Source organism: Mitsuaria sp. TWR114, assembly GCF_007997345.1.
Genome location: NZ_VOSR01000930.1, coordinates 1 through 2623, shown reverse-complemented (window position 1 = coordinate 2623; position 2623 = coordinate 1). Strand labels below are relative to the sequence as shown.

The 2623-nt window shown below is 72.7% G+C and carries 4 protein-coding genes and 1 pseudogene; 1 reads left to right on the top strand and 4 read right to left on the bottom strand.

Annotated features, from left to right (window positions below; genetic code table 11):
* Positions 1-894: tRNA dihydrouridine(20/20a) synthase DusA (gene dusA / locus FUT87_RS25985; protein WP_147242851.1), on the bottom strand; the 894-nt coding region annotated here is incomplete at its 3' end.
* Between the two features lie 9 nt (positions 895-903).
* On the bottom strand, positions 904-1467 hold the full coding sequence (locus FUT87_RS25980) for a hypothetical protein (RefSeq protein ID WP_147242850.1): 564 nt from the start codon (positions 1465-1467) through the stop codon (positions 904-906).
* Between FUT87_RS25980 and FUT87_RS25975 the strand changes: the two genes are divergently transcribed.
* Positions 1445-2059: a hypothetical protein gene (locus FUT87_RS25975; protein WP_147242849.1), complete on the top strand. Its 615-nt coding sequence runs from the start codon at positions 1445-1447 to the stop codon at positions 2057-2059. The genes FUT87_RS25980 and FUT87_RS25975 overlap by 23 nt on opposite strands.
* 33 nt (positions 2060-2092) lie before the next feature.
* Here the strand turns inward: FUT87_RS25975 and FUT87_RS25970 are convergent, their stop codons facing one another.
* Positions 2093-2371, bottom strand: coding sequence for a DUF3325 domain-containing protein (locus FUT87_RS25970; RefSeq protein WP_091723607.1), 279 nt, complete (start codon positions 2369-2371; stop codon positions 2093-2095).
* Positions 2368-2623: pseudogene (locus FUT87_RS30090) on the bottom strand (PepSY domain-containing protein); the annotation flags it as partial. The pseudogene FUT87_RS30090 and the gene FUT87_RS25970, both read right to left, overlap by 4 nt.

Here is a 2623-nt window from a genome sequence, read left to right as displayed (position 1 = left end):
GCGGCGCGCGCCGGGCAGGCCGTTCCACAGTCCCAGCGCGTGGCGCATCGCCTGCGACCACGGCCGGCCCAGCGCGACCTGGCGGTCCAGGTAGGCCAGCCACTGCTCCTCGACCTCCTCGCGGCGCGTGACCCGCGGCTGCGCCTCGCCGAAGAAGCGCTGGTCCCAGTGCGCCATCTGCCAGGGCTCGTGATACGCCTGCCGGCCGATCATCACGCCGTCGACGTGGTTCAGCTGCTCGGCGATCTCGTCGTCCGACTTCAAGCCGCCGTTGATCGCGATCGTCAGCCGCGGGAATTCGCGCTTGAGGCGATGGACCAGCTCGTAGCGCAGCGGCGGGATGTCGCGGTTCTCCTTCGGCGACAGCCCCTGCAGCCAGGCATTGCGCGCATGGACGATGAAGACCTCGCAGCCGGCCTCGGCGACCTGGCCGACGAAGTCCCGCACGAAGTCGTAGCTCTCGATCCGGTCGATGCCGATGCGGTGCTTGACGGTGACCGGGATGGAGACGGCATCGCGCATCGCCTTGACGCCATCGGCGACCAGCGCCGGCTCGGCCATCAGGCAGGCGCCGAACGCGCCGCGCTGCACGCGCTCGCTGGGGCAGCCGCAATTCAGGTTGACCTCGTCATAGCCCCACTGCTCGGCCAGCCGGGCGCAGGCGGCCAGGTCGGCCGGCTCGGAGCCCCCCAGCTGCAGCGCGACAGGATGCTCCTCCGGGTTGAAGTCGAGGTGGCGCGGCTGGTCGCCGTGCAGGATGGCGCCGGTGGTCACCATCTCGGTGTAGAGCAGCGTGTGGCGCGTCAGCAGCCGATGCAGGAAACGGCAATCGGCGGTCGTCCAGTCGAGCATGGGAGCGACGGACAGGCGCCAGGGGGAGAACGTCGGGGACATGGGCGCGGATTATCCCGGAGCGCGAATCCCCACACGCCCGGGCGCGGCGCCCGCCTTGCCAAGGAAGCACGCGGCCGTCGTACCATGCCGACCGCTCATGTACCCGACCCCTCGCCCGCTCCGGAGCCTTTGGCGTCTCCGCGGCTCCGTCCTCGCGCTGTTGATCTCGGCGTGGCTGCCCCTGCCGCGGGCCCTGGCCGCGACCGAGACCGCGGCGCCGGCGAAGGTGGCGAACAGCGCGAAGACCACCAGCGCCCAGTCGTCCAAGCGGAACTCGGCGTCGTCCACGCGGGCCCCAAGAACCGCGAAAGCTGCGCCAGTCGCGAAAACGACGAACGCGGCGAAGACGTCGACGGGCCCGAAAGCTTCGAAGGCTTCGAAGCCGTCGAAGGCCTCGAAAGCGTCGAAGGCCTCGACGGGCTCGAAGGCCGCCAGACGCTCGACGTCGACCGGCATCGCCAAGCCGGGCGGCGCCTCGACAGCGACGGCGCTGGCGGCGACGACTGCGGCGACGGCATCCGTCGCCACGGTCGCCACCGCCGCGCCGGCGGTGAACGCCGAGGCCGCGGACATCGACGAGCTGCGCGCGCGTCTGGCCGCTCGAACGCTGCTGCTGATGCGGCGCGTCGAGGTCGACGATGTCTCGATCGAGGTCTGGTCGAACGCCATGCCTCGGCGCTTCTACGTGGCCGTCCTGCAGCACGGCGAGCTGCGGCGCACGCTGGTGTCGTCCGACGAGGCCGAGGCCTGGCAACGTTTCGACAGCTTCCGGCGCATGGCTGCCGCCGGTGAGGTGGGACGCCCGGTGCTGCTCGGCCGGATGACCGAGGCCACGCTCCCCGAGCCGCTGCTGCCGGCCGTGCCGCTGACGCCGATCTCCGACGGCCCGGACCTGCGCTTCTTCGGCAGCGCGGTGGAGACCCTGCGCCGCCAGCGCTTTGGCGACGAGGTCGTGCGCCTGGTCTGGAGCGCGGAGACGCAGGAATATTTCGCCGCCCTCACCCGCCACAGCACGGTGGTCATGATGCTGCGCAGCCGCGACGCCGACGACGCCACCCGCGCCTACGACAACTTCCTGCGCCAGGCCGAGGCCCGCGCCACGCTGCTGCCGGCCGCCGCCGCTGCGGCGGCGGTGTCGACGCCGGCATCGGCACCGGCTCGCTGACGCCTCACCGGCCCAAGGCCCGCCCGGTCGCCCTCAGCCCTTGCGCCGCTGACGCGCGATCAGGCCCAGGAAGACAAGGCCGGCCGCGACGCTCGTGTGGCCGCTGTAGCTCACCAGTCCCAGGCCCCACCCCTGCGCGCCGACGACGACCGCCAGGCTCGCGAGCAGCAGCGCCCAGCCGATGATCCGCAGCGCGCGCGTCGCGTCTCGCGACAACGTCCGCTCAAGGACGTCCTGCTGGGCGCGCTCCGTCGCCATCGCCAGCGCGGCGAAGGCCCCGACGCAGATCAGCAGGCTGGCGAAGTGCGTCATCGCGCGCCCTCCACCGCCGCGGCGGTGTCGGCCGCTGGTCGTGCCGGCGTTCCGATGGCCCTCGCCCGGCCTGGCCGCGCGCCCTTGAGCCGATGCCGCGCCACACGCCTCGCCAGCCCGGCGAGCAGCGCCGCGAAGGCCAGTCCCACGAGCTCGACGCCGGCGAAGGCCCAGTCGCCCTGCGCCAGGCTGCGCCACAGCGGGCGATCCGTCGTCAGCGCATTGAGCACCGGCAGCAGCGCCAGGGCCGCG

Coding starts and splice junctions, on each gene's coding strand:
- FUT87_RS25980 (WP_147242850.1), bottom strand. CDS start 1,467: ATGTCCGCGGCCTCGGCGTTCACCGCCGGCGCGGCGGTGGCGACCGTG.
- FUT87_RS25970 (WP_091723607.1), bottom strand. CDS start 2,371: ATGACGCACTTCGCCAGCCTGCTGATCTGCGTCGGGGCCTTCGCCGCG.